Here is a 26,122-nt window from a genome sequence, read left to right on the forward strand (position 1 = left end):
GAATGGTGGCCGCCAATTCCGCGCCCCGGTTCCGGCCTTACAAGCCTCGGGCGTATGGTACCCAGGAGGCCGTGGTCTCAGCTGCTTTCGATCAGCTAGGCATAGAACGGTCCAAGGCGGCGCTCCAGCTCGGCAAGACGGCCACCTATGAGCTGGCCGATCCCCAACGGCCCGATAAGCAGATCAGCATGGAGCAGGTGAGGGCGCTGTCGGCGGCCGGCGCCACGGCCTTTGCTGAGGATCTGGCGCATCTCAGCCATTGCCTGGTGCTGCCTCTGCCGCAGTCCGATGGCGACATTCCCGAGCTGACGGCGGATGCCGCCCGCGAGCATGTCGAGGCCGTCGCCTCCATCTTGACGTCGCTGCCGGAAGGTCTGTCCGGTCCCGAGGCTCGGCGTGCCCTGGAGGAAGTGGATCAGGCGCTGGCGCGCACGGCATCCCTGCGCGTGATGCTGATGCGTAAGGTCGAGGCGGCCTGATCATGGCGGTGGGGGGTATCGATATAAAACTTGAGGCTGACGTGCATGCGTTCGGCCTTGAAGCGTTTCTGACTGGTCTGGCCGCTGTGTTGTGTATTGCTCATGTTTCCGTCGAGCAGGACTTCAGAGTGGCTGAGCATACCCGCTGGTCAGATGATGGCGGGCGGCCTTACGAACCCGTGAGGCCGAGATGATGGAACTGGTCGAGACGCAACGCGGCAATGTCCGCATCCAGTGGTCTGGCAGTGTCTATGAGATGGGGCCGGTCGTTGCAGTCCAGAACGCCGACCGCCTCGCCGAGATGGCCTCTTTGCCCGGCAAGGGCTTGGTGACATGCAAGCTGGTGATGTTCGCCCGTTTCTCGGCACACCAGTACCGGATCGAGTGGCGCGGCAGCAAGGAAGAGGCCGATCTCTTCGCAGTCAAACTGCGCCTGGAGGCCGATACAGCAGCGCACCAGAAACAACAGCTTGAGGCGGCCAAGGCCGAGCAGGCGAAACTGCGTTCAGAGGCTAAGTTCCAATGAACCGCGCAGATGCCATTCCGGTTGAAACCAATGCGCCTGGCTATTTCATGGAGCAGCCCGAAAGGCTCGCTCCGAAGTCCATGCAGGCGAAATGGGCCGGGGATCCGGCCTCCGCTCTCGGCCGCTGCCTGACCTTGCTGCGACGTGGCAAGCCGCTCTCGATCCGCGATCTGCCGGACATGCTGTGGGGCGATGAACGGCCGGCGCATGCCGCCGAGCAGGTGCGGTCCTTCTTCCAGATGCTTCGCAAGCGCGGCTGGCCCGTGATGGTCGAGAAGGGCATCCATCCTAAGAACGCCAAGCGCGTGAACCCTCGCATCGGGATGGTCTGGCTGGATCTGCCGCAGCTTGAAGGCTATCCCGTGGGCATCACCGTGGCGGTCCTACTGCCGGGCCATTGCCTGCATGGTCAGCCCTGTTTCGTGACGGCGGAAGCGCGCCGGCTGAAATACCGGCCGGTAACCGGCGAACGCAAGGTCGGACAAAAGGGCGCTGCGCCTGTCCTAGACCTCGGCCTGACCGTTCCCGTGCGCGCCATCGACCGCAAGAAGAACCCCGGCTCGGTGTTTGCGCTATCGCCGCGCGAGCTGCGCGTCATACCAGCCGAGTGGCGGGACAGCGATCTGCTGGCCGCCGCGCAAGATGTTTCACGTGAAACACCTATGGACGATTTCGACGGCAACGAGGAGGCCGAGGCATGGTCGTGACAGCAACCCAGAACAGCGGCGCGGCAATGACTGCGGCCGCCATGAGCCAGGCTGAGCGTGGCCGGCTTCTGATCGAGCGCTATCCAGAGAAGGCCGCGATGCTGCTGGGTTCGATGATCGATAGCGTGGTGCTAGTCGATAGCGCGTCGCGGCGGGCAGCCAAGCAGGAGAATCTTCGGCAGGCGCGCCTGATCCGTCAGTGCATGCCGCATCTGACCTGCGTCTGATCGATGCCGAGCGGGATCAACCTGGGTCAACGTCGGCGCCGCGCTTCGGCCACCGCCGATAGCGGCATGCTGCTCGGCAGCACGTCCAAGAACCTGTGGCCGAATGGCCCGCGCGACCTCAAGTGTATGTGTTGTCCCATGGTCTTTGTCAGTTCTGGCAAGGACCATCGCCTTTGCAATTATTGCAGCCGCAAGGAAGAGGGGCTGGTGACGGGTGTCGCCGTCAGCACCACGGGCGGCGGCATACGGGTCAAACGGAGCTGACACGATGGGCTGGCCCAAGGGGAAGAAGAGGAGCGCGTCAACGCGCGCAAAGATGACGGCGGCGGCGCGGCAGCGTGCCGCCGATCCTCTTTATCGTCAGCAGCTCTCTGACGCCACCAAGGCGCTGTGGGCCGATCCAGGCTTCCGCGCGCGAGCCACCAAGGCACGCCACCCCCATCCAATCCCTCAGGATCTGCGCCGGCCGTATGCCAAGCTGCGCGCCATTCTCGGGCGTGATGCCGCCTTGGCCCATCTCGGCCTGAAGGTGGCGGCATGATCAGGGTTCGGGTCGAACTGGTTTCAGCGATCAATGGCTCCGTCACCGAACTGGCGCGGATGGAAATCTGCAATGACGGGCGCGGCACCGAGAGCCACGGCAATTACGACGGCCGGACATTGGTCGGCCGGGATTCCGCGTCGCTTGATCGGCGCCAGGTGAGCAAGACCTCTCGCATCGAGGGCTGGCCGCGTCACGATCTCCATATCTGGAACTTAGTCTGCCGCATGCTTCAGCGCATGGGGTATGTGCGGGGGCCGGTGGATCCTGTTGGTTTGTGAGGCTGTAGCTTGACCGAGTTCGATTGCATCAATCTGGCCTGGTACGATGGCCTCGATCATCGGGGGATCGGCGCGCTCGCGCTGCTTCTGGCGCATGCTGCCGATCCGCAATCCCCGTGGCGAGGCGGGCTTCCCGATGACGAGGCTATCCTCTGCGATGCTGCCGGCTTTGGCGTCCAGTTGCCTGCCTGGAGGCGTGTGAAGCCCTCCGTGATGGCCGGCTGGCGTCGGGTGCGACATTCCAGCGGTATGGTCATATGGGCGCATATCGGCCTTTGCCAGGCGCTCGGCGATCATAGCCGTGTCGATGCTGCTGCGGTGGCGCTTGCGCCAGCCGAAATGCCTGTGCTGTTGACCCCGAAGGATCGGCGCGCGGTGCGCGACATGGTCAAGAAGCGGCGCAAGCGGGCGCGCGACAAGGGCGAGGAGGGCTATCTCGATGCGGATGGCCGGTTCGTTCGCTTCGACGATCAGCCGTCCCCCCTCAAATCCCCCCAATTGTCCCCCTTCTTGGACGCGCCAGCGATGGAAAATGGCGGTTTTTCCGGCTCTCGCGTAGGCGCGCGCGAGGAGGCTGCCGTTTTGTCCCCCCCGGTCCCCTCGGCGTCCCCCCCAAGCGGCGCTCCGCCTCACGCGGGCGCGTGCGCAGTAGAAGATTCTCTACCATCTCACCAAGTGGAAACATCCTTATCCACCACCACCACCCGTGGGACTCACGCGGGCGCGAGTGACGCGCGCGAGGATGGACGGGCTGGTGAGGCGGATGGAAAGGCTGCTCGGCAGGGTGAGCATGCGCCATTGGCTGGTGCCGAGCTGGAAGCGGCCTGTGCCCGCGTCTACGAGTTCTGGCTTTCGGCTAGGCGAACGGCGTTCGCTGGAGCGGCTGAGCCGACCAAGGATCGCAGCGTGCAGCTCGGCATCATCGCCGACTGGTTCTCGGTCGGTGCGAGCGAAGCCACGCTGAAGCGGACCATCAAGCTGCAGATGCGGACATTGAAGTCGGCACCGAACACCATCTGGGTATTCCGGTTCTCGATGGGCGCTGCCATCACCGAGCAGCTGAGCCTGCCGCTGATGACCCAGCAGAATGGCGGTAGCCTGATGCTGCGGCCCAGCATGCAGGCCCATGCGCGGGCACTGCTGGAAGCGTTGCCGCATATCGCCACGCTGAATTCCTGGATCGGGCAACTGGAGCAGGCCGGCGTGGTTGAAGGCGTCACGGTGCTGAAGGCACCCAACAGTTTCGTGCGCGACTGGGTGCATCGTGAGTACCCGGCCGTACTGGATCACGTTTACGGAAAGAAGCGTTGGCGCATCGAGGCGATGGGCCACAAGGCGAGGGGGGCGGCATGAACGCGATTGCGCTGAGTTATGATCATAGGAAGCTGGTTGGTAAGCGGGTGTTGAGCATCCAGGCCCTGCTTGAATGGGCCATCCGTGATCAGAAGGCGGACATGTACGCACGCGGCAACACGGCGCTGTTCGAGATTGAATCGGCAGCGATGGGCCGGCCCTTCGAGCGCGTCAGTACCGATGGCTGTTACCGGACTGAGCAGTTCGGTTCGCTCGGCTGCTTTGTCGATACCTCGGCGCGGGTGACGCGGACCACGGGTGACGTGCACCCAGATGCCGAAGCCGTGTTCGATACCCTGACGGCCATGCCGGATGAAGAGGCTGTTGGCCTGGTGATCCGGTGCGCCAAGGCCGGGCAGCAGCCGGACTGGCGGCCGGATGCTCGGTATCGCTATGTGCCCGATCAGTGGCAGGCTGGCGCCGATGAGCCGGCCGGTGTGGTCGAGCGCTTCCGGTCATACGACGCGCTGACGCATCTGCGACCCAAGCAGGTGCAGCTGAAGCCGCATGAAGTGGTGGCCATCGATCAGGCCCGCCAGCAGAACCGTCGTGGTGATCCGTTGCTGTGCTGGGTTGACGTGGTGCGGGTGCGGCCTGTCGATCACCATGAAGCCGTGGTGATGGCGCGCCGGCAGTATCGGATGTGGGCTGAAACTCTGGATGCACTGGCAAAGACCATGCGTCGTCATGCTGCATGCATGACCCACCATGAGGTCAGCGAGGTAGTTCCCTCGTTCTCGCCCTGGCTTTGCGAGGAGCTGCTGTCGCGCGCGCTGCTGTCTCGACAGTATTCAGTGTCGGCGCGTCCCGTTGACACTGAGGGGTACCCTTGACATAGTTCCAACAGTTGATTCGTGCGCCCGCCGGGAAACCGAGCGGGCGCTTCTCATTTCCCGGCATACCTGAGAGGGCGGTCTGGTACAGCTCGCAAGGCTCCCAGCACCCGATGGGAACGGCAAGACCGTAGGCTCATAGAGCGCCGCCCTACACATCAGAATGCCGATGATCCGGACTTCAATCGTCCGTTAATGCCGGCATTCATGGACCTTAACGACCAATGATGAAGGTCCGTGAATGGGTCCTTCCCCAGAGTTTAAGGTATGCAGGCGGCAAGGGCGCGTGATCTTCCATGGGTTTAGGTGATTTGAGAGCCTAAACTTGAGCCTAAAGAACCTGTTTAGCGACTTGAGGCATGCGAGCGATGCAGACCTCCGAGCAGCCAGTTTCCAAGTCGCAGTTCGCCATGATGCGCAAGGTTTCGCCTGGCCGCATCTCGCAGTACATCGCTGCCGGCCAGATCCACGGCCCCGCCCTTGTCGGCGAGGGCCGCAAGGCGATGATCATTGCGAGCATCGCCAATGTGCAGCTGGGCGGCGCTCTCGATCCGGATCAGGTGATCGCTCAGGGCGGCCGGATGACCGCAAGCGCCGAACCGCCGTCGAGTGCAGCGTCACCAGCAACTGCAAGCCCGCAGCAGGATCTGCTGGCGCAAGTCTTGAACTCGGATCAGCGCCGCCTGGTCGCGGCGCGCGCCGACACGGCAGAAATGACGGCCGAGCAGAAACGCCGCGAGATGGCGGAGGAGCTGGGCAAGTACACAATCTCCGAGCAGGCCCAGCTTACCTTCCGTCGTCGGCTCGGCGCGTTCGTCTCTTCGGTCGATAACGGCATTCCAGACTGGGCAAAGGCGCTGTGCGAGCAGATCGGCTTCGCGGACGAGCGCCTGATGACGGTGGCGTTGAAAAGGGTATGGCGCGAGTGGCGCAAGGATCAGGCGGAGAAGGCGCGGAACGAAGCCCGCGACACTCCGGCGCTAGCGGCCGATCCTGAGCTTGAAGCGGCGGCAGACGATGCCGAGCCTCCTGTAGAGGAGACGCCACCAGAGACTTGAGAGGCGGCGACATGGGCGCGGTCCACGATCCGGCATTCCTGGCGAACCCGGAGCGGATCGCTCTGGACGTGATGGCCGATGTCCTGGAACCGCCGCCGCCTGTCGATCTGCTGGCCTGGGCTGAAAGCAACATCGAGTTCGGTTCTGAAAGCCCGTTTCCTGGCTTCTATGACCGGCGCAAGTTCCCGTTCTTCAATTACGTCCTTGAGGTCCTGGGGCCGGAGCATCCGGCGCGCGTGGTGTCGATGCGCAAGTCTGCGCAGGTTGGCGGCACCGTGCTGGCGCAGATTTTTCTAGGCGGCAGCCTTTCGCTCGATCCTGGGCCTTTCCTTTACGTTCACCCGTCCGAGGTCAACGCTCGCAGCTGGGTGCAGACCAAATGGCGGGCGATGATCCGCCAGACGCCAGCCCTGAACAGCCTCTTCCCCGACAACCCGTCTCGGGAAGGCGCGAATTCAACACTCTATCAGGAACGTATCGACGGTCAGGGCAGCATCACTGTTCGAGGTGCTAACTCGGCGGCCGGCCTATCTATGCTGTCGATGTCACGGCAGGTCCAGGACGATCTGTCGAAATGGGAGGTCAATACTGCAGGCGATCCCGAGAGCCAGGCGGACAGCCGCACAATGGCTTTTGCCTGGGGCAAGATTTTCAAGATCAGCACTCCGCTGATCGAAGACAGCTGCAAGATCAGTCGAAACTTTCAGCGCGGTACCCAGCACCACTATCACGTTCCTTGCCCACACTGTCGGGTCAAACAGCCGCTGGAATGGGAACATTTCGTTGTAGACGAAGAGGATCCTGCGGCATCGCATTTCAAGTGCCAATCCTGCGGTGAGGAGATCCGCGAGAAACATCGCGACTGGATGATCGATCCGGCGAATGGTGCCGAGTGGATCGCGCATAACCCGAGCGCCGCGCTTTACGGCAATTACAGTTTCCACATCTGGCTGGTTTATGCCCCGCAAGTGAGCTGGACCAGTCTTGCCCTGAAATTCCTCGAAGCTGTCGGCGATCCAGCCGCCGAACAGATTTTCTGGAACGACTGGCTTGGATTGCCGTATCGCGGCGCTGGTGCGCCCCCGGCCTGGGAGGAGATCCGCGACCGGGCAGAGGCTGTGGCGCAGCTGGTCAAGCATCGGCGCGGTGTCATTCCGGTTGGTGGCCTTATCTTCACTATCGGCGTTGACTGTCAGGGCGACCGCGTTGAATGGCATGCGATGGCCTGGGGTCGGGATCTCAGACGCTGGACGGTCGATTACGGTGTCATACAGGGGCATATCAGCGAGGCCGACACTCGGCGCGAGCTGGATGAACTCCTGAAGCGCACCTGGCCTGACAGCTTTGGTAAACGGCGACTTTCAGATCGGCTGGCCATCGACGGCAATCATTGGACCGATGACGTGGCCGACTGGGTGCGCCGGCATCCCGAAAGCAAGGTCATGATGGTACGCGGAGCCAACTCAGATGGCGCGCCCTTGCTGGCAAGAGTAAAGCGCGAACGCAAGAAGGACGGAACCCCGGCCAAGTACAGCCGCAGGTTCTTCAACGTCGGAACCAGCGCCATGAAAATGGCGCTGTATCAGTTCCTGACAGTCAAAGACCCGATGGCCCGTGGATACTTCGGTATTCCGGTTGGCATGGGCGACAACTACTTCGAGCAGCTCTGCAGCGAAAAACGTGTGCCGCGCAACAAGAAGAATGCATCGGCCGGATTCAAATGGGATGTCATCGAGGGGCGCCGCAACGAGGTTTTGGACACGGCGAACTACGCCGAAGCCGCAGCAATCCGTGTCGGGTTCCGTAGCAATTCGGATGAGACCTGGGATCGGCTTGAAGCCGAACTCGAAGTGCTGGCTCCCAATCAGCAGGGCGAGCTGGAAGATCTGTTTGACGCTCCTTCGTCCACGACGTCACCGGCTACGCCTTCGACTGGCCCCCCCGAGGGTGTGAGCTTTAATGCGTCTTCTGCCTCGGTTTCTTCTCCAAAGCCTACACGGCGAATAGCGAACGGCGTTCGCCCGACGCGGTTAAGAACCTGAACTGGAGGTCACGATGGCTTCACTTCCCGAGCTGCAAGCCCAACGCGACGCACTCATTAAGGCTATCGGCAACCCGAATCAGCGGGTACAGGCAGATGGCAAGTCTGTAGAAAAGCGGTCAATCGCAGACCTTCAAATCGCGCTCGCGACTATCGAGCAGCGGATCCTGAAGGTACAGGGCGCCCGTACCCGCCGAACAATCTTTGCAGTTCCCACGAAGGGCGTCTGACATGGGCATGTTCCGGAACATGGCTGTCAGCGCCTTGCGTAAGGCTGCGCAGTCTTTCTCTCAAGAACCCGCCTACGATGCGGCGGGACGGGGCCGGCGCAACATTGGCTGGTACCCGACGCATCAATCCGTGAACTCCATTCTGATGGGTTCTGCCGCCGACTTGCGTGCGAAGGCCAACGCAATGGCCCGGAACAACCCGTGGGTTGTGCAGGGGCTCAGCCGGTGGAAGGCGAATGCAGTCGGCACGGGTATCGTACCGATATCCAAACACCCTGATCCGAAGCGTCGCCAGATGCTGCGAGACGCATTCGAGCGATGGACCGACGAATCGGACGCCGATGGCTTGACAGACTTTTACGGTCAGCAGGCCATGGTGGCGGGTGAGGTTAAGCAAGCCGGGGAAGGCTTGGGCCGTTTCCGTGAGCGTTTCCCTTCAGATGGACTGAGTGTCCCGCTGCAGATCCAGCTGCTGTGCGCCGAGCATCTGCCGCAGGACCGAACCATGCGTCTTGCGAACGGCAACCTGATGAGAATGGGTATCGAGTTCACCCAGTTCGGGCGCCGTGCTGCGTACCATCTTTATCGTGAGCATCCGGGCGAGCTGTCGCTGCTTGGCAATAGTGCTGAGCTGGTTCGTGTTCCTGCCGAACAGATTCTGCACGTATTCACGCCTTTGCGGCCAGGCCAGATCCGGGGCATGTCCGATATAGCACCCGTGCTGCTGAGGTTGCGTGAATTCGACCAGTATGAAGATGGAGAACTCGGCCGCAAAAGCCGAGCGTCAAAGCATACAGGTTTTATCTATCAGGACGCTGCCGCTCTGGGTGCAGCAGCCGAAACATCGGAAGATGCCGCGTCCGCCATCGGCAAACTGCTGGGCACATCAGCCGATGGTACGGCCGATCTGGTGGAAGCCCAGACAGGTATGTTCACAGCTCTCAAGTTTGGTGAGAAGGTACAGTTTGCTGAAGCGCCTGGGATGGGGGAGGGCTACAGCGACTTTATGCGTTGGGTGCTTCGGGCTATCGCGGCAGGCCTTGGCATCACCTATGAGCAGCTGACTGGCGACCTGACTGGGGTCAATTATTCATCGATCAGAGCCGGCCTGCTTGAATTTCGCCGCGCCATGGAGCAGTGGCAGCACGCGGTTCTTGTGTTCCAGTTCTGTCGCCCAGTCTGGAACCGCTGGCTCGATGCGGCTGTGTTGAGCGGTGCGATCGATGTATCCCCGGCTGAATATCGGCAGAACCTGAATCTCTATCGCCTTGTAGAGTGGCGCCCTCAGGGTTGGAGCTGGGTCGATCCGGAAAAGGAAATCAAGGCCCTGGTCCTGGCTATCCGTGCTGGCCTTTTGACCCGCAGTCAGGCGGTAGCGGGCTTCGGATTTTCCGCTGAAGAAATCGACGAACAGATGGCGCGTGACAATGAGCGCGCCGATGGGCTTGACCTTTCGTATGTCAGCGACGGCCGTCGCCCGCTGGATGCTTACACGGCTGAGTATCTGACTTCTCCTTCGCCCAGCGATGACGAAGACGAGAATCCCGCCGAACCGCGTCGTGAACGGGGAGCTGCCTGATGCGCAAGCCAACGTCCAAGCAGTATCCGCATGTGGCCGGTCGCATTTTCAACCGGCCCTTGATGATCGATGAAGGCAAGCTGCGCACCATCATGCACGGTCTTGGCCCATCCTTGAACGCATTGCCGATGCCGATGGCGATGGACGATCATGATATGCCGCGTGGCGCCTATTTTCCGAATGTACCCGGCGCTCGAAAGGATCTTGATCGGTCTTATGCGGTAACCGAACGGGGCGTAGCGATCATACCAATCGATGGCACGCTTTGCCATGCTACGGCCACTGCATCACCGCCGAGCGGTCTGCGATCCTATGCGGACCTGCGCACCGAGGTTGACGAAGCACGGCGCGACAAGGGCATTCGCGCGGTCCTAGCGGTCTACAATACGCCCGGTGGCGAGGCGAGCGATTCAGCTTATGAGCTTGCTGGACTTATGCGCGAGTTGCGCGCTGAGAAGCCGCTCTGGTCTGTGGTGGATGAGATGGCCTGCAGCGCGGGCTATCTCCTATGCAGTCAGGGATCGCTGATTTTCACGCCTCCGGGAGCCTATCTTGGATCAATCGGCACTTACGCCATGGTTCTTGACCAGACCGAATATGACAAGAAGCTCGGGCTGCGTTGGACCTTCGTTCAGGCTGGGAAGCATAAGACTGACGGGAACCCCCATATCGGCGGCAGTGACCGCTTCATGGCGAAACTGATGGAAGATATCAGCGCCACCAACGAAGCCCTGCTGCATCAGGTTGGGCTTGGCCGTCCGCGCCTTGGTATCGAGGGTGCTCGCGCGACAGAGGCCGACTGGTATCGCGGAGATGAAGCAATCCAAAGAGGTCTTGCTGACGGCATCGGCAGCTTCACCACTGTGCTTGAGGCGCTGTCTAGCGCCATCTGATTTTTGACCTGGCGCCGCCGCCGCGGTGCGCCTTACAGGCTTTGACGCAACCGAGCTGCGGCGGCGGCACGAGGAGAACCACCATGACGCTTCCGACTACTACCCCCGTTGCTCCGCTTACTCCGGCCGCTGCTGCTGCCGCGCTTCAGGCCGGCCAGTCTGCCGTGCATATCGTTCCTGCCCAGACTGAGGCTCCGCAGCCCCAGGCCACCGTGCAGCCCGTTGTTTCCCCAGTCGCTCCGTCTCCCGCGCCTATCGCGGCAGCCCCGCTGCCTCAGCCTCTGGCTGCCGCTCCCGTTGCGCCTCAGGCCACTGCCACCGTGGTTGAACTCGGCGCCACCCGTGCCGATGGGGTCGCTTACGCCGCCGAAGTGGCGGAGCTGTGCAACCTTGCCGGTCAACCGCAGATGGCGGCCGACTTCATTGCCAAGCAGAGTTCGCTGGTCGATGTGCGCCGACAGCTCGTTGCCATCAAGGCGTCGGCGTCCGGAGGCTCGGAGATCCTGCCTGGCAATAGCGGTGGCGGCGCTCAGTCTGCGGTTCCTGCCTGGGCCGATGTTGTCAACAAGGTGAACAAGACCTTCAAGTCGTAATCGAGACCTGAGGCCTCGATACAACAGCCACCATTCTTTCATCCCTTCTCAAGGAGAAGATCATGACTACCTTTACCGAACAGCTCCCGAATGCGGGTGGCTATCTCATTGCCGAGGGCAACGGCGATATCAGCCGTGAAGCCATCGTGATCGCGTCCGGCCAGGGCAAACTCCGCCCCGGTCAGGCTCTGGGTAAGGTCTCCGAAGGTGCCAAGACTGCCGTCGGTGCGGCTGGCGTTCCTGCTCCGGCCGCTGCGACGATCACGGCATCTCCCACGGCTGCCATTACCACCAAACCCGGTGTGCATACCTTCCGCTGCATCGTCGGTGGTGCCGCGACGGCGTCCAAGTGGGACCATTCGGACCCTGATGGTGAGCATATCGGCGTCGCGACGGGCAACACGGCCTATGCCGGTGGGGGCCTGAGCGCGCTGACCATTACGGATGCCGGCACTGATCCCGTTGCCGGTGAGACCTTCACGGTCACCGTCTCTGAGGCTGTGCCCACCAATAAGTACGTCAAGTTCAACCAGGACGGCCAGAACGGCAGCGAGATCCTGGAGGGCATCCTCTATGACCATGTCGATGCCACTGACGCCGATGCCGATGCCGTCGCGCACACCCGTCTCTGCACCGTCAACAAGGCGGAGATCGTCTGGCCGGACGATATCGAAGAGGGTGAGATTGCGGCGGCCCTTTCCAAGGCTGCCGCTACCAAGTTCCTCGCCGCCCAGTAATCAAACGATCCGAGTAACCGAGTAGTCCGGGCCGCTTTATGCGGCCCGGTTCGATTCTGCCCCTGTCGATGACGCCAGGCGGCCTATCCCACAGCACAAGGAGACTGCAGCCATGGCATCCATGGATATTTTCAATGAGCGTCCTTTCTCCATGATGGAGCTGACGCTGGCGCTGGAGAATCTGGCTTATCGCCCGAGCCTTCTGCGTACCGGTAACCTGTTCACGCCGAAGCCGATGCGCACCAAGCAGGGCGCTGTCGAACTGCGTGACGGGCTTCTGACCCTGATCCCATTCTCGGAGGAGGGAGCGCCCGAAATGCAGGGCGAGGGCGATGAGCGCGAGCTGATCGACTTCCGCACCCGGCATTTCCGGAAGGGTGATGTCATTCATGCTTCTGAAGTGCGTGATATCCGGGCTTTCGGCAGCGAAAGCGAACTGGTTCAGGTGATGGAAGAAGTTGCCACTCGTGGTCAAAAGCTCCGCAACGAAGCCGAGCTGACCTTCGAGTTCCACATGCTGAATGCCATCCAGGGTCTGGTGAAAAACACCAACGGCAATCTCGTGTACAACTGGTACACGAAGTTCAATATCGCCGAGGAGGCCGAGATCGATTTCGATCTCGATAATGCTTCGCCGGTCAAAGGTGCCCTTCGCAAGAAGTGCACCAGTGTGGTCAACTCGATTGAGGACAGTCTTGCCGGTAATTTCCCCGGCGAGATCAACGTCTCGGCCATCTGCGGCGGTGCCTTCTGGGAAGATCTCACCAGCCACCCCGATGTGATTGAGGCTTACCTCCATGCGGCCAAGCTGGCCGAGCTGGCTGGTAAGGCTCCGAACTCGTTCTACTGGGGTGGCATCCAGTGGAAGCGGTATCGTGGTGGTAGCGGTGTCAGTCTGGCAACGGACAAGTGCCGTCTTTATCCGAGTGATCTGCCGGATCTGTTCCAGTTTGCGACTTCACCGGCCGCGACCTTCGATGCTCTGGGCCAGCCCGGCAAAGAAACCTACTACCGCATGATCCCGGATCGCGACCGGAATGCGTGGATGAAACTGGAGCTGGAATCCAACCCCATGTTCATCTGCGCCCGCCCGCATGCTCTCCGCAAGGGCCGCCGTACCTAAGCTCCTTAAGTCCATTGATGGGCGCCGGGTTTCCGGCGCCCATCTCTTTTCCTGCATGGCGAACGCCGTTCGCTTCCAGCCCTTTCTGTCAAGGAATCATCCATGCTTGATCCCTTTGCCGAGTTGGCTTCCGATATCCATTCTGAGCCGGGTTTCTCCGTGCCGGCGCTCTATCGCGTCCAGGGTGTGGGCGAGGGCGTGACGGTGACCATCCGGCGCTGCCGGCCCGATGCCAGCATCCTGTATCGCGGCCTCGATGTGGTGACGGCAACATCCGGCCTTTATGTGCGTTGTGCACAGGTGTCGTCTCTGAAGAAGGGCGACACCTTCGAGTTGCTCTCCGATACCGGCTTGCCGACCGGCAGCATCCTAGTGGTGGCTGACGAACCCCGCCGCGACAGCGACCATCTTGAATGGTTCTGCGGCACCGACGATGCCGAGGAGGTCTGATCGCCATGGCACGTCTTCAGGCTGCGATCCTTGGTAATCTCGATGCCATGATGCGTGAGGAGGTTAAGGCTGCCGAGCGTGCCTCATTCACCACCCTGCGCGACGGCGGCCAGGCGCTGGTCGGTGACATGCGCAGCCAGTGGCGGGCCACCGGATTTGCCAAGGGTCTGGAGAATTCCTGGCGTCTGAAGCTTTATCCCAACGGCCCCAGCCTGCGCGGTACGGCCTTTGTCTTCACCCGCGCGCCGACCATCATGCGCGGCCACAACGAGGGCAGCATGATCACCGCGCAGGACGGCGGTCGGTATCTCACCATCCCGACCGGCTACAATCACCGTCGCGGATTCCGTGGCATGCGCGACATGATCTTGTCGCCCGAGCAGATGGGCGGCATGAAGGGCTGGACCTTCGTCCGGCCCTTCAAGGGCGGCGCGGCGAAGGGTCTGCTGTGGTTCATCCGTGTCACCGAAGGCGCGGTGAAGCGCGCCAAGGATGGCCGGGTGATGCGTCAGGCCTATGCGGGCGGCATGAAGCTGCTCGGCAGTGGCCGGGTTCGACGCACCGAGAACATCCTTGGCGGCCTTACTGCAGAGGGCACGGGAGCCGCGCCCGAGGCCGCCGTGCCGATGTTCATCCTGATCCCTCAGGTGAAGCTGCGGAAGGTTCTCGACTTCATCGGCGCCGCGCGAAAGCGCCAGGCCGAACTGCCGCAGCGCCTGGCGAACAACTGGCGCAGCAAGTAGGGGCGGGCCATGGCTTCCAAGTTGGAACAGATTCTCGCGGCTTTGTTCGATGCGCTGCCGGTGCCGGCACAGGGCCGCAAGGAGCGGAACCCGACCGGTAAGGAGAGTCCTCCCAAGGGCGGACTGCTGGGCCTGTTCGACGGCAAGGGCGATATCCAGGAGACGCTGCTGGGCCTGTCGCAGCCGATCTACATCTTCGAGCATCTCGCGGATCTGGAGATCGCCATCAGCGCCAAGGACGAAGCCGACCGCCGCCTGATCGCCGATGGCATCTTGCAGCAGCTGGAAGCCACCTTCGCCACCATCCGTACCCTGGGTGGGCTTGCGGAGGATGTGCAGCTCCGTCCCGCCGAGCGCAGCGATGAAGTGCCTGTCGATGCCAAGACCGGAGCGCGTGGCACGCCGTTCCGCTTCGTCTCTGTTCCTATCCGCATCGAGTACACCACGCCCCACGCCACCGGCTGAGCCGGTACGCGCATTTTCTTTCACCCGCTTCATCCCGTCCAAACCCATCCGCAGGAGACACAGATGGTTCTCGCAACGCGCGCCAAAGGCTCTTTCGCCACAATGCATATGGCTTTCCAGGCCGCCGAGCTGGTCAAGCCGGCATCGGGCTGGTACGCCATCCCCTTCGCCGACTTCGATCATGGCGCCGAGCAGCCGCTGAATGACAGCGATCTGCTGGGCCTCGGCCGCGACGATACCGAACCGGATCAGGGTACCATCGATGTGTCGGGCCGCGCCGCGGTGCCTATCGATGTGCGGTATTCCGGCCTGTGGTTGAAGGGCGCATTGGGTGAGCCTGTTTCACGGCAGCTGCGCGCCAAGGGCAAGTATACCTTCTCGGGCCAGCCGGCAGCCCTCAGCACCCTGACGCTGAACGGTACGGTCTGGACCTTCGTGGCCGCCGATCCGACCGGCAATCAGGTCGTGATCGGTGCCAACCTTGCCGCCACCCTGACGGCGCTGGCGACCGCGCTGAATGCTTCGGTCGAGGCCAACACCGCCGAAGCCAGCTATGTCGCCACCGCGACCGAGTTGCTGGTGACCGCCAAGACCTGGGGCGGTGGCAATGACTTCACACTTGCTGCCGGCGCCGGCAGCAACGCCACGCGTTCGGGCGAGAGCCTGACTGGTGGTTGCTGGCAGCATCTGTTCTGGTCAGCCGGCCCGCGACAGCGCGGCAAGTTCACCTTCACGGATCAGCCCGCCAACAACAGCACGATCTCTATCGGTGGCACGGCCTGGACCTTCGTCACCGGTACGGCCGGCGTCAACCAGACCAAGATCGGCGCCAGCCTCGCGGCCACCCTGGCGGCCCTTGCCGAGGATCTGAATGCCTCGGCGGAGGCCATGATCGCCAAAGCCAGCTATGGCCATACCGGCACCGAACTGATCGTCCAGCTTGACGCCGCCGGACTGGCAGCGCCGCTGGCTCTGGCGGCGTCCAGCAGCCCCGACAGCGAAGCTACGCCCACGGCGATGACGCTGCCCTCCGGGCTGCCCATCTTCGCCACCCAGCAGGGGCATCCGGACGCGTCCGAGCCGAGCTTCTTCGTCACCCTGGACAACAAGGTCAACAGTCTGGACTTCCGCCAGCAGCGCGATGGTCTGACCCGCTTCGGCGTCCAGCTGATGGGGCGTGGCGAAGACGGCCCGTTTGCCGCCAGCCAGGTCGAGGGTGCGGTGACCGAGCTGGCGATCCGCCGCTTTTCGCAGGCCAATGGCGAGATCACCGATCAGACCGGTGAGGTGATCGCCGAGGTGACCGGCGCTCAGGTGACCTATTCCAACAATCTGGAAGTCATTCCCGCCATCCGGTCGGACGGCAAAAATGGCGGCTTGGATGAGGGCAAGTCGACCTGCGCGATTACGCTGGAGACCCGCTTTGCCACGCGCAGCAACTTCGAGGCGGCGAAGAACTTCACCTCCCTGTCGCCGCGCTTCGGCTACAAGATCAGCGATCACGAGTTGCTCTACTTCACGGCCCCGAACGTTAAGCTGCCGCTGCCACGCAAGCCGGTATCCGGTCCTGGCGGCATCCAGTGCAGCTTCGCCATGAAGGCTGCGAAGACGCTGACCCAGCCCATGCTGAAGGTCGAGCTGCGCAACGACGTGCCGGCCTACGTCGGCGCCTGATCCATCCCAACGAAAAGGCTTTACCCATGGCACTCCGTCTGAACCAACCCGTTGAACCGTTCTGGATCGACATCCGGGACGGTATCCGGTTTCACGTGAAACCCCTGACAGCCCTGCTTTCGTCCGTCGCCCGCGAAGAGGCTTACGAGGAGGCCGCGCGGATGGGTGAGGCCTATCGTGCCGCCAAGGAAGCCGGCGCGCTGAAGGATGACGCCATCGACATCGAGACCGGACCGGCGCGGGCTGCGCTTGGGCAGTATCTCTGGGCTAAGGTGCTTGCCCGCCACGCAGTGATCGGCTGGTCCGGCATCGTTGAAGACGACAATGTCACCCCGGCTCCGGTGACGCCGGCCAACCTCGAAGCCGTCATGAGCATCTATGAGATGCCGGCCGATTTTCTCCTCAAATACACGGCGGGCATGGTGAACCTGACCGCAGAAAAAAAAGGCTCCGGGGTCGCGCCAAATGGCACTGGAGCGCCGGCCCCGGATACTGCCGTGGGTGCCGAACAGCCTGTGCCGAGTGTCCCTACGACGTAAACCGGCCGCGCACCGAAGAGGGGCTAGCGGCCTGGCTGATCGCAGAATTCGATCTGGTCAGGCGTGACGACAAGGGCAAGCCATTCGCCGTGGATCTGGCGCAGGCCATGCCGCTCCTCTGCGGACTGATGCCGGCCCATACGGCGCAAGAGCTGATCAAGGCGATCAGCACGGGTATCGCCGAGGCTTATCTAGAAACACCGGACGATTCTGACGGCTTCTAACTCCATGAAAGACGAGGTGGCCCATGGCTGATGAAAAGCAGCTTTCCATCCGTCTGACCCTTGTCGACGGGGGCAAGGTCAAGGCCGATCTGATCGGCCTTGGCGCTGAGGGCAAGGCGGCGCTTGATAAACTGGCATCTGCGGGTGGGCCTGCATCCAGTGGCCTGCAGGTGCTTTCTGCTGCGGCAAAGGATGTCGGCGGGGAAGTCGCAGCGTTCGCCGGGCGCATTCCGGTGCTGGGATCTGCGCTATCTTCGCTCGGCGCTATCGGAACGGGCGTGGCCGCCACGGCAGTTGCGGTCGGCCTTGCAATCGCAACAGGAACGAAAGCTGCGGCTGAAGAGGAGCTTCGGCTGAAGCGCCTTGAAGCAGCTCTTAACGCCACCGGTCGCCAGGCGGGCGTCACTGGTGGCGAGATTGCCACGTTTGCCCAGCAGCTATCTGAGCAGACGCGAGCAAGCAAGGAAGAAATCCTTGATGCAGCTCAGGCTCTGACGTTGTTTGGCGGCGTGGGTCGCCAGAACTTTGAGCTGCTGCTCCGCACTGCGCAGGATCTGACTGCAGCTGGCTTCGGTAATCTTCGCAGCAACGCCGAGGCCCTGGGTAAGTTTTTCCAAAATCCGGTTGAAGGTGCAACCGCGCTTAATCGAGCGCTGGGGTTTCTAACGCCTGAGTTGAAGCGCACGATTGAGGAGCTGGATCGCAGCGGCCAGAAAGCAAAGGCAGCTGAGGCTGGACTAGACGCTGTGCGGCGGCGGGTTGGTGGTGCCGGTGCAAGTGAAAACGATACGGCAATCGGGGCCACTAAGCAGCTTGCTCAGGAGTGGGGCAACCTTCTTCAAAAGTTTGAGCAGACAACGGCTTACCGGGGGGTAGTCGACTGGCTGGTCACCGGTCTGCAATCAGCGTCCCAGACTGTCAGCGATACGACAATGCCGACGTTGCAACAGCAGCTTGAAGCTGCCGAAGCGCGCGTCAGGACTTTGCAGCAGCGGGTCGATAATCGCCAGCAGCAGGGGATGCGGGCTGGATTTGACAGCGGCGAGCTTGAACGTGCTAAAGCGACTTTGGATTTGCTGCGCCAGCAAAGTCTTTTGGACAGTGAAATGCGCCGGCGGTCAGGTCAGGCCGGTGCCAATGATTCAGCGGCTGGTGATCGTAACCGGATGCTGGGGCAAGCCGGAGAACTAGGTAAGTCTCTTGACCCGATTGCCGAAAAAACCCGGCAACTGACACAGCAGCAGAACCTGTTGCGGACAGCGATAAAGGAGAGCGGCGATCCAACCGGCGAGTACGCGGCTGCGCTGTCTCGGGTAAATTTCCAGCTTTCAGCACTGGAAGATCCGGTCAATAAGCAGCTTCGTCTCATGAAGGAGGAGACGGCTGCGCTTCAGCTCTCAGGCGCCGAACGCGCCCGCCTGGAGGGATTGCAGCGCGCCGAGCAGGCGGCCCGAGAGCGTGGCCTGCCGCTGACGGCCAAGGAAGCGACGGCAGCGCAGGATCTGGCTGAGCAGAAATACCGTGAGGGCAAGGCGCGGGACTATGCCAAGCAGGCCACCGAAGCCGCAGCGCAGGCGGCGCAGAAGGAAGAGGAACAGCGGCGACAGGCTCTGGAACGTGGGCAGAAGATCATCGAGGGTCACGCTGCCATAGGCGAGGCCTATAAGCGCGAGGTCAAGGATAACGAATTCCTGATCGCGGGCCTGCAGCAGAGCAACACCGAGTATGAAAAGCGCAAGGCCCTTTTGGAGATCCTGGCGAAGTACCGTGCCAACGGCACGCCGCTGACTTCACCCGAGGAGATCGAGGCTGCCCAGAAGCAGGCGGAGGTTCTGGGCAAGCAGCGTGAGATCATTGACGATCTCGCGGACAAGTATCGCGATCAGAAGGCTGCTGCACGCGACGCTGCCAGTGCCATTGGCACTGCCTTCGAGGATGCGACTATTCAGGGCAAAGGCGCGCGGGCTGCTGCGCAGGGCCTGTTGGAAGATCTTCAGCGCATTGCGCTGCGCCTGGCTGTCACCAAGCCGCTTGAGAACTTTGCCACCAAGGCGATGGATGGCTTCAACTTCGGCGGCATTTTCAACTGGCTTGGAGGGCTGTTCCATGAGGGGGGCGTCGTCGGCCAGGGCGGGCAGACCCGCGCGGTCGATCCGTCCTGGTACCGCATGGCGCCGCGTTACCACAGCGGCAAACGGCCGGACATGCCCTATCTCCGTGCCGGCGAAGTGCCGGCCGTCCTGAAGGATGACGAAGAGGTCCTGACGGCCAGCGATCCACGCCATGTCTTTAATCTTCGTCGCGCCGCTAATACCGCAGCAGCGCAGCAGTCGGGCGGTGGCGGCAACACCATCAACATCACAACGAATATTTCGGTGTCGGCACCGGCTGGTTCAAACCTGTCGCGGCCGGATGATCAGAAGAAGCTGGGTGCCGAGCTGGGCCGGCAGGTTAATGACCAGATCCTGCAGGTCATCACCGAGCAGAAGCGCCCCGGTGGAATATTGAGCAGTTCATAGGAGGGGTAATGGCTTTCGATATCTTCGATCCTCCGATACCGCCCAGTTCGCCGCTTCCGCGTCCAGTCGCGGTTCGTCTGCTGGAGAATGACTTCGGCGACGGCTTCAAGCAGATCGCGCCTGATGGATTGAACAGCTTGTCGCGCACCTGCCAGCCGAATTGGCCGCGTTTGAAGCGGCCTGTTGCGGATGCCATAGAGGCATTTTTCAGTGCGCATCTCGGCGTGCCCTTCCGATGGATGATGCCAGGTGAGGTCACGTATTCCCAGTGGCGCTGCAAGACCTGGAACCCCACCGAACTCGGTAATGATCGCGTCAGCCTGACGGCCAATTTTGAACAGGATTTCAGCCTGTAGTTTTGGAGCATCCATGAGCGCGGCGTCGACCTATCTGGAGAATGGAATTCTCGACCAGATCCTGCGGGGCGAAGCCCTGCCGATTTCCACCACGGTCTATGCGGCCCTGCATCGAGACGATCCGACCGACGACGGCCTGCCGGCGACCGAAGTTGGTGGCGGCGGGTATACGCGGGTGCCGGTCAACGCTGGTTTTTCGGCAGCGGTAGCCGGTATTTCCCTGAATACGGTATCCATCGATTTCCCGGAGGCGACGGAGGACTGGGGTACGGTCAAGTATGTGGCGCTCTGGGATGCTGCCGAAGACGGCAACATGCTGGTGGCAGGTCCACTTGGCACCTATCGCACCATTGCGGGTGGCACCGTCTGCCGCTTCGAGGCCGGCAGTATTGAAATCCGGGTGCGGTGATGGCGGTCGTTCTACTGGATGCCCATCTTGAAATCCGCATCTCGGCCGAGGTCGACTTCCGGCAGTCCCCCAAGATAGCCGAGCATGTGCAGGGGCCGGCGCTCGATCCGATTGTGGAGCTTTACGAGATCGACCTGACCATCGTGGGCGAGGGCATTCTGCGTTACTGCGCCTCGGCCTTTATCGACAACCTTGTTCATTTCGGCGGCGAGGCCTACAGCCCGACCGAGGTCAAGGCGGAAGGCTTCCAGTGGAGCGGGCAGGGCACCTTGCCGACGCCGCGCGTGCGCATCGGCAATATCGGCGCGCAGTTGACCGACCTGTCCGAGCAGCATGACGATCTGATCGGTTGCAAGATCACCCGCACCCGCACGCATCTGCGGTTTCTCGACGGCCAGCCGGAAGCCGACGAAACCGCGCATTATCCCAAGGATGTGTTCTTCATCGAGCGTCTGACGGCATCTAACAAGTTCTATGTGGAGTGGGAGCTGTCGGCCGCGATGGACCAGCAGGGCCGACTGCTGCCGGCGCGCCAGATGGTGCGTGATCTTTGCGACTTCCGGTACCGCGTGTTTCGCGACGGTGCTTATGACTACACCAAGGCGACCTGTCCCTATGCTGGCGGCAGCGCCTTCGACGTGGATGGCGATCCCACGACGGCGCCGCATGATGTCTGCGGCAAGACCTTCCGGGATTGCACGATCCGCTTTGCACCGGACCCGCTGCCATTCCGGGGCTTTCCGCTTATGGCCAAGACGAGGGGGTGACCGGCATGCTTGATCGCGATGTCGTCGGTGCCATCCAGGCGCATGCCATTGAGGAATACCCCAGTGAAAGCTGCGGGCTGGTGATCCTCGGGGATAATGGCAAGCAGGTCTATCTGCCCTGCCGCAACGTGAAAGCCAACCCTGAGCAGGAATTCGAGATCGCGGCCGAACACTGGCTGAAGCACGAGGGCCGGATTGTCGCGGTGATGCACAGCCATCCGCATCGCCCGCGTGCCACGCCGCCTGCACCCGCTCAGGACTGGCCGTCGACGGCCGACATGGTGGGGCAGCTCAGCAGCGCGTTGACCTGGGGCATCGTGGTCACCGATGGCGAGCATTGCACCGAGCCTTTCCTGTGGGGCGATGCCTTGCCGATCTTGCCGGTCGAAGGTCGCGCGTTCCGCCATGGCGTTCAGGACTGCTACTCGCTGATCCGGGATGCCTTCCGGCTCGGCAAGGCGAAGATGGCTGCGCAGGGTTTCGGCTGCTGGCCGCATGAGCAGCAGATCCTGCTGCCTGAATTCGCGCGCGGCGGCGAGTGGTGGCGGGAGGGCAAGAACCTCTACGCCGATCACTTTGAAGAGGCGGGCTTCGAGCGGGTTTCCGTGCCGCAGCCCGGCGATGTCTTCCTGCTGCAGGTGCGCAGCGATGTGCCGAATCATGGCGGCCTGGTGATGGATCGCGGCCTTGTGCTGCATCACCTGCAATATCGGCTGTCGCGCAAGGAACCGCTGGGAAGCTGGGGCCGCATGGTCACGCACTGGCTTCGGTATCGGGGGTAACGCATGCGCGAGATCCATCTGCATGGCTCCCTGGGTGAATTCGGGGGGCCGTATCGCATTGACGTGGCGTCGCCGGCCGAGGCCATCCGCGCGCTCTGCTACCAGATCCCTGGCATGAAGAATGCCTTAAGCCGTGGCGCGTGGCAGATCCTGCGCGGTGACCCTAAGACCGGCCTCAGCTTCGATGCAACTTCGCTGAACTTCCGGCTGGGTCAGGAGCGCCAGCTGCATATCGTGCCGGTGATCGGCGGCGCGGGGCGAGGCGGCATCGGCAAGATCATCATGGGGGCGGTCCTGATCGCGGCTGTCTTCCTGACGGCCGGCGCGGCTTCGCCGGCTGCGGCGACCCTTGCGGCCGGTGAGGCGGCGGCGACGGCCGGTACGGGCGTGGCGGCGGCGTCTGGGCTTGGTGCGACGGCCTTCACGGCTTTTGGAGCCACGGTCACCTTCGGCAACATCGCCATGCTGGGCGTCAGCATGGTCCTGACTGGAGCCTCCAGCCTGCTGTCCAAGGCACCGAGCATGGACGGCGGCTATGGCGGCCTGGAACCGGCCGACCAGCGCGCCAGCTTCCTTCTGAATAACGGCGTGGTGAACATGTCGGAAGAGGGCCATCCGGTACCAGTCGGCTTCGGCATGGTCCTGGTTGGCTCTGTGGTCGGCTCTGGTGGCGTCGAAGCCGAGGAGCTGCCGGCATGAGCCGCCAGTCCATGATTGCCCTGGGTGGCGCTGGCGGCGGCGGCGGCAAGGGCGGTGGCGGTGGTCAGCAGCGCGTGGCGCAGGAAGCGCCGAACACGCTGCGGTCCAAGTCCATCGCGCGCCTGGTTGATGTGGTCTGCGAAGGCGAGATTGTCGGTCCTGTTCACCCGGAAACGGGCGAGCCACTGCCGCCTGCCGAATACGGTAAGGCCATCTACTTCGATGACACTGTCCTGCAGAACCCGGATGGCTCGTTCAATTTCGAGGGCGTGGTAGCGGATTTCCGCTCGGGCCTCCCGGATCAGCCCTTCATGCCGGGGTTCCGCCAGAGCCAGTCCGAGCAGTCGGCCGGCAATGTCGAGATCAAGTTCGGCTTCCCGGTGACCCGTACCATCACGGATACCAATCTCGACGCCATTGTCATCAAGATCCGCGTTCCCGCCCTGGTGTCGCAGAACACGAGCAACGGCGACCTGAATGGCAGCTCAGTGGCGATCCGCATCGAGCGCAAGGCGGCCGGTGGCGGCTTCGAGATCGTGCGGGATGATACCATCTCGGGGAAGAACACCGCGCCCTATGAGCGGCCATATCGCGTCGATCTGACTGGCACCGGGCCGTGGGATATCCGGGTCTCGCGCCTGACCGAGGATTCAGCCAGTTCGTCGCTGCAGAACAAGACCTTCTGGTCCAGCTATACCGAGGTCATCGATCACCGGATGATCTACCCGGACACGGCCTATATGGGCCTGGCCGTCGACGCGGAGAAATTCGGGGCCAGCATCCCGACGCGCGGCTACCTGATGAAATTGATGAAGGGCAAGGTGCCCTCTAATCGGGATCCCGTCGCGCGGCAATATACCGGCTTCTGGGACGGCACCTTCCAGGTGGTCTGGCACAACAACCCGGCCTGGGTTTTCTACGAGCTGGTGACGAACGATCGCTGGGGACTGGGCGAGTTCGTCGGTGACAGCGAAGCCGACAAGTTCGCGCTCTATGAGATCGGCCGCTACTGCGATGAACTGGTGTCGGATGGCAAGGGCGGCACCGAGCCGCGCTATACCTTCAACGGCATTATCAGCTCGCAGGCCGAGGCCTTCCGCGTGGTGTCGACCATCGCCTCGGTATTCCGCGGTATGGTCTACTGGTCATCCTATGGCGTCACCGCTGTGCAGGATGCGCCCTCGACGCCGACCAAGCTGGTCACGCAGGCCAATGTCATCGGCGGCCTGTTCACCTATCAGGGCACGGCGCTCAAGACCCGCTATACGGTCGTTCATGTCAGCTTCAACGATCCTGACGATCATTACCGTTCCGCCATCGAGGTCGTGCAAGACGATGACGCGATCCGCCGCTATGGCCGGCGCGTGTCGCCTCCGGTGGTCGCGCCCTGGTGTACCAGCCGTGGCCAAGCGAACCGCATGGGCCGCGCCATCATCGACACGAACCTCAATGAGACGCGGACTGTCGCCTATCGGGCGGGCTTCGATCATGCCGAGGTGCGGCCGGGCAACATCATTGCCGTTGCGGATCCGTCGCGGGCGAAGAAGCGCCTTGGCGGCCGCACCAAGGACGCGACCACCACCAGCCTGACGCTGGATGCCCCGGTTCGCATTCAGGCGGGCGTCGATTACGTCCTGATGATGACGCTGCCCGATGGGCGCATCGAGGAGCGTGAGCTGACCAATGCGGCGGGCGAGGATGTTGCCGTTCTCACCTGGACCAATCCGCTGCCGCTGGTGCCGCTGAAATTCTCGGTCTGGATCCTGGCTGGCGACATCAAGCCGATGCTGTTCCGGGTGCTGGCGAATATCGAGCATGAGAAGCATGTCTTCGAGATCACGGCGCTGCAGCACAGCCCCGGCAAGTATGACCGGATCGAGAAAGGTATGCGCCTGGCGGCGCCCGTCCCGAATACCCTGCCATCCGGGCGTATTCTGCCGCCGACCAACCTGACCTTCAGTGAATACACCTATCGGGCGGGTGGCGTGCCGCGCAGCGCACTCACCATCTCGGTGCAGGCCTCGCCGGATCCACGCGCGCGGTTCTACGAGTTCGAGGTCCAGCGGCCGAGCAGTCCGCAATATACCGGCGTCGGCACATCCAGCGGCCTTTCTGTTGTTGTCGAGGATACCGAGATCGGCCTGTGGTCGATGCGCGTCCGCGCCCTGGATGCCAATGGCCGGCCTTCCGTGTGGTTGGAACGAACCGGCGTCGACCTGCGGGCCTTGCTGCAGCCGACCGAGGATCCGACCGGGGCGCGGATCTCCGTGCTGGGGTCGATTGCGCTGTTCACGGTCAACCCGATCCTGGCGGCCAACTTCTCGTTCTTCCGGGTCAAATACACGCCCGATGTCGTGAACCCGAAATGGAACAGCGCCGTGGTGCTGATCGATCAGGTCTTCGCGAACAGCTTCCAGGTGCCGGCCATCGGCGGCAGCTATCTGATCAAGGCCGTGAATGGGGCCGGAATCGAATGCGCCAATGCCGCCGTAGTGATTTCCACCGTCTCAGGGGTAGAGGGCTTTAACGCCGTTGAGATGATCGAGGGGCCGCCCGATTGGCCCGGAAGCCATGACGGCACAATGGTGGCGGATGGCGAGCTTAGGCTCTCCGGCGTCGGGACCATCGGCGACTGGCCGAGCTTCGGCGGGATCGTGGCATGGGGTATCGGAGCGAACGGCGTTCGCCCCGAGGGCGTCTTCGAGTTTGACGAAGTTGTCGAGCTGGATGGCCTTTACACCAGTCGCCTGACGGCTGTGATCAAGGCGGCCGGCGTGAACTACGGCTGGAAGATCGGCATGTGGCCGACCTGGGGCGGGATCGAATCCTGGGGCGGCGCCGATCCTTCAACCTGGCATGCGCGGCTGCAGCTGGCGAAGACCGCAGATCTGGAGGGGCCGGATCGGGTCTGGGGGCCGTGGCAGGACTTCGTTGTCGGCGACCAGACAGCGCGAGCCTTCAAGTTCCGGATGCTGCTGTACAGCAGCGATCCGCAGGTATCGCCATCGGTGATCGAGCTGCAGGTCAAGATCGATATGCCTGACCGTCTGGTCGAGGATTTCGATATCGCTTGTCCGGAAGCAGGCATCCGCATCGATTACGTGCCGCCCTTCCGTCGCCAACCGTCCCTGACCTTCGGGCATCAGGATATGCAGGAAGGCGACCGTTACATCCTTTCCGACGTGAGCCGCACGGGGTTCCACATCCGCTACACGCATGGCGGCGCGCCAGTCGCGCGCAGCTTCGACTACCACGCCAAAAGTTACGGTTACGACTACTCCAACTAGGGATGAT

30 protein-coding genes are annotated in these 26,122 nt (G+C 62.4%); all 30 read left to right on the plus strand.

The annotated features are described in order from the left end of the window. Positions 1–71: 71 nt before the first annotated feature. The 30 genes from AC1RRE_RS09125 to AC1RRE_RS09270 all read left to right on the plus strand — a co-directional run bounded on the left by AC1RRE_RS09125 (position 72) and on the right by AC1RRE_RS09270 (position 26,115). A complete protein-coding gene (locus AC1RRE_RS09125; RefSeq protein WP_492980812.1) occupies positions 72–479 on the plus strand; it encodes a hypothetical protein in 408 nt (135 codons plus the stop codon). A gap of 190 nt (positions 480–669) precedes the next feature. Further along, the gene (locus tag AC1RRE_RS09130) at positions 670–1,005 is read left to right on the plus strand and encodes a hypothetical protein (RefSeq protein ID WP_492980813.1); all 336 of its coding nucleotides are present in this window, start codon (positions 670–672) and stop codon (positions 1,003–1,005) included. Next, on the plus strand, positions 1,002–1,712 hold the full coding sequence (locus AC1RRE_RS09135; protein WP_492980814.1) for a hypothetical protein: 711 nt from the start codon (positions 1,002–1,004) through the stop codon (positions 1,710–1,712). The genes AC1RRE_RS09130 and AC1RRE_RS09135 overlap by 4 nt, the downstream gene beginning before the upstream one ends. Next, positions 1,703–1,939, plus strand: coding sequence for a hypothetical protein (locus tag AC1RRE_RS09140; RefSeq protein WP_492980815.1), 237 nt, complete (start codon positions 1,703–1,705; stop codon positions 1,937–1,939). Before AC1RRE_RS09135 ends, AC1RRE_RS09140 begins: the two co-directional genes overlap by 10 nt. Before the next feature lie 66 nt (positions 1,940–2,005). Continuing rightward, positions 2,006–2,203, plus strand: coding sequence for a hypothetical protein (locus tag AC1RRE_RS09145; protein ID WP_492980816.1), 198 nt, complete (start codon positions 2,006–2,008; stop codon positions 2,201–2,203). Between the two features lie 4 nt (positions 2,204–2,207). Next, on the plus strand, positions 2,208–2,480 hold the full coding sequence (locus AC1RRE_RS09150; protein ID WP_492980817.1) for a hypothetical protein: 273 nt from the start codon (positions 2,208–2,210) through the stop codon (positions 2,478–2,480). After that, entirely contained in the window at positions 2,477–2,761 is a 285-nt protein-coding gene (locus tag AC1RRE_RS09155; protein ID WP_492980818.1) for a hypothetical protein, read from the plus strand. Before AC1RRE_RS09150 ends, AC1RRE_RS09155 begins: the two co-directional genes overlap by 4 nt. 9 nt (positions 2,762–2,770) lie before the next feature. Then, positions 2,771–4,114 carry a DnaA N-terminal domain-containing protein gene (locus AC1RRE_RS09160; RefSeq protein WP_492980819.1) on the plus strand — a complete coding sequence of 448 codons (1,344 nt, stop codon included), beginning with the start codon at positions 2,771–2,773 and terminating at the stop codon, positions 4,112–4,114. Next, complete coding sequence (locus tag AC1RRE_RS09165) at positions 4,111–4,947, plus strand: hypothetical protein (protein ID WP_492980820.1); 837 nt, start codon at positions 4,111–4,113, stop codon at positions 4,945–4,947. Before AC1RRE_RS09160 ends, AC1RRE_RS09165 begins: the two co-directional genes overlap by 4 nt. 368 nt (positions 4,948–5,315) lie before the next feature. Next, positions 5,316–6,005: a hypothetical protein gene (locus AC1RRE_RS09170; protein WP_492980821.1), complete on the plus strand. Its 690-nt coding sequence runs from the start codon at positions 5,316–5,318 to the stop codon at positions 6,003–6,005. An 11-nt stretch (positions 6,006–6,016) separates the two neighbouring features. After that, positions 6,017–8,047: a phage terminase large subunit family protein gene (locus tag AC1RRE_RS09175; RefSeq protein WP_492980822.1), complete on the plus strand. Its 2,031-nt coding sequence runs from the start codon at positions 6,017–6,019 to the stop codon at positions 8,045–8,047. Between the two features lie 13 nt (positions 8,048–8,060). Next, positions 8,061–8,276 carry a phage head-tail joining protein gene (locus AC1RRE_RS09180; RefSeq protein ID WP_492980823.1) on the plus strand — a complete coding sequence of 72 codons (216 nt, stop codon included), beginning with the start codon at positions 8,061–8,063 and terminating at the stop codon, positions 8,274–8,276. 1 nt (position 8,277) lies between these two features. Further along, the gene (locus tag AC1RRE_RS09185; protein WP_492980824.1) at positions 8,278–9,855 is read left to right on the plus strand and encodes a phage portal protein; all 1,578 of its coding nucleotides are present in this window, start codon (positions 8,278–8,280) and stop codon (positions 9,853–9,855) included. Next, the gene (locus tag AC1RRE_RS09190) at positions 9,855–10,748 is read left to right on the plus strand and encodes a S49 family peptidase (protein ID WP_492980825.1); all 894 of its coding nucleotides are present in this window, start codon (positions 9,855–9,857) and stop codon (positions 10,746–10,748) included. Before AC1RRE_RS09185 ends, AC1RRE_RS09190 begins: the two co-directional genes overlap by 1 nt. 83 nt (positions 10,749–10,831) lie before the next feature. After that, positions 10,832–11,341, plus strand: a complete 510-nt coding sequence (locus AC1RRE_RS09195; protein WP_492980826.1) for a hypothetical protein — start codon at positions 10,832–10,834, stop codon at positions 11,339–11,341. A gap of 62 nt (positions 11,342–11,403) precedes the next feature. Further along, the gene (locus AC1RRE_RS09200) at positions 11,404–12,078 is read left to right on the plus strand and encodes a head decoration protein (protein ID WP_492980827.1); all 675 of its coding nucleotides are present in this window, start codon (positions 11,404–11,406) and stop codon (positions 12,076–12,078) included. A gap of 112 nt (positions 12,079–12,190) precedes the next feature. Further along, a complete protein-coding gene (locus tag AC1RRE_RS09205; protein ID WP_492980828.1) occupies positions 12,191–13,201 on the plus strand; it encodes a major capsid protein in 1,011 nt (336 codons plus the stop codon). A 102-nt stretch (positions 13,202–13,303) separates the two neighbouring features. Then, on the plus strand, positions 13,304–13,651 hold the full coding sequence (locus AC1RRE_RS09210) for a head-tail joining protein (protein ID WP_492980829.1): 348 nt from the start codon (positions 13,304–13,306) through the stop codon (positions 13,649–13,651). A 5-nt stretch (positions 13,652–13,656) separates the two neighbouring features. Next, positions 13,657–14,394 carry a DUF6441 family protein gene (locus AC1RRE_RS09215; RefSeq protein ID WP_492980830.1) on the plus strand — a complete coding sequence of 246 codons (738 nt, stop codon included), beginning with the start codon at positions 13,657–13,659 and terminating at the stop codon, positions 14,392–14,394. A 9-nt stretch (positions 14,395–14,403) separates the two neighbouring features. Next, positions 14,404–14,859: a hypothetical protein gene (locus tag AC1RRE_RS09220; RefSeq protein WP_492980831.1), complete on the plus strand. Its 456-nt coding sequence runs from the start codon at positions 14,404–14,406 to the stop codon at positions 14,857–14,859. A 63-nt stretch (positions 14,860–14,922) separates the two neighbouring features. Then, entirely contained in the window at positions 14,923–16,533 is a 1,611-nt protein-coding gene (locus tag AC1RRE_RS09225; RefSeq protein WP_492980832.1) for a phage tail tube protein, read from the plus strand. Between the two features lie 26 nt (positions 16,534–16,559). Further along, positions 16,560–17,072 (plus strand): hypothetical protein, encoded by a 513-nt coding sequence (locus AC1RRE_RS09230; RefSeq protein ID WP_492980833.1) that lies wholly within the window; start codon positions 16,560–16,562, stop codon positions 17,070–17,072. An 89-nt stretch (positions 17,073–17,161) separates the two neighbouring features. Beyond that, positions 17,162–17,296 carry a hypothetical protein gene (locus AC1RRE_RS09235; RefSeq protein WP_492980834.1) on the plus strand — a complete coding sequence of 45 codons (135 nt, stop codon included), beginning with the start codon at positions 17,162–17,164 and terminating at the stop codon, positions 17,294–17,296. Between the two features lie 23 nt (positions 17,297–17,319). Next, a complete protein-coding gene (locus tag AC1RRE_RS09240) occupies positions 17,320–19,815 on the plus strand; it encodes a phage tail length tape measure family protein (protein WP_492980835.1) in 2,496 nt (831 codons plus the stop codon). 8 nt (positions 19,816–19,823) lie between these two features. After that, complete coding sequence (locus tag AC1RRE_RS09245) at positions 19,824–20,171, plus strand: phage tail protein (protein ID WP_492980836.1); 348 nt, start codon at positions 19,824–19,826, stop codon at positions 20,169–20,171. 13 nt (positions 20,172–20,184) lie between these two features. Continuing rightward, complete coding sequence (locus AC1RRE_RS09250) at positions 20,185–20,580, plus strand: phage tail fiber protein (protein ID WP_492980837.1); 396 nt, start codon at positions 20,185–20,187, stop codon at positions 20,578–20,580. After that, a complete protein-coding gene (locus AC1RRE_RS09255) occupies positions 20,580–21,347 on the plus strand; it encodes a phage minor tail protein L (RefSeq protein ID WP_492980838.1) in 768 nt (255 codons plus the stop codon). Before AC1RRE_RS09250 ends, AC1RRE_RS09255 begins: the two co-directional genes overlap by 1 nt. 5 nt (positions 21,348–21,352) lie before the next feature. Further along, the gene (locus AC1RRE_RS09260) at positions 21,353–22,129 is read left to right on the plus strand and encodes a C40 family peptidase (protein WP_492980839.1); all 777 of its coding nucleotides are present in this window, start codon (positions 21,353–21,355) and stop codon (positions 22,127–22,129) included. A 3-nt stretch (positions 22,130–22,132) separates the two neighbouring features. Then, on the plus strand, positions 22,133–22,828 hold the full coding sequence (locus AC1RRE_RS09265; protein WP_492980840.1) for a tail assembly protein: 696 nt from the start codon (positions 22,133–22,135) through the stop codon (positions 22,826–22,828). Next, complete coding sequence (locus AC1RRE_RS09270; RefSeq protein WP_492980841.1) at positions 22,825–26,115, plus strand: TipJ family phage tail tip protein; 3,291 nt, start codon at positions 22,825–22,827, stop codon at positions 26,113–26,115. Before AC1RRE_RS09265 ends, AC1RRE_RS09270 begins: the two co-directional genes overlap by 4 nt. The last annotated feature ends 7 nt before the right edge of the window (positions 26,116–26,122 follow it).

The organism is Ferrovibrio sp. GW821-FHT12D07, assembly GCF_058807275.1.